Here is a 242-nt window from a genome sequence, read left to right as displayed (position 1 = left end):
CCACCGTCGTCGCGATCACCCAGGCGGCAGCGAGGAAGGCGAGCACCGTGATCGCGACGGCCGACGGGTAGGACACCGGACGGACGGTGAGGAGGTCGATCAGCAGCCAGACCGCCAGGGCCAGCACCAGGAGAGCTTCGAGCGCCAGGAGGACCGTCAGCGCCACCAGGAAGGCGGGACGCGATGTGGCGGCAGCAGGAGCGACGCCGGAGACGTTCCGGGGGTCGGCGGCGTTCTGGGGG

1 protein-coding gene is annotated in these 242 nt (G+C 71.9%); it reads right to left on the bottom strand.

The genetic code is table 11. The features are described 5' to 3' along the window. A partial coding sequence (locus tag SB717_RS38980) for a hypothetical protein (RefSeq protein ID WP_410908625.1) occupies positions 1 to 242 on the bottom strand: 242 nt, incomplete at both ends.

The organism is Priestia sp. SIMBA_032 (assembly GCF_046535215.1).
GTDB lineage: Bacteria > Bacillota > Bacilli > Bacillales > Bacillaceae_H > Priestia > Priestia aryabhattai.
The sequence above is the reverse complement of the archived record's forward strand: the minus strand, read 5'-3'. Positions and strand labels throughout refer to the sequence as shown.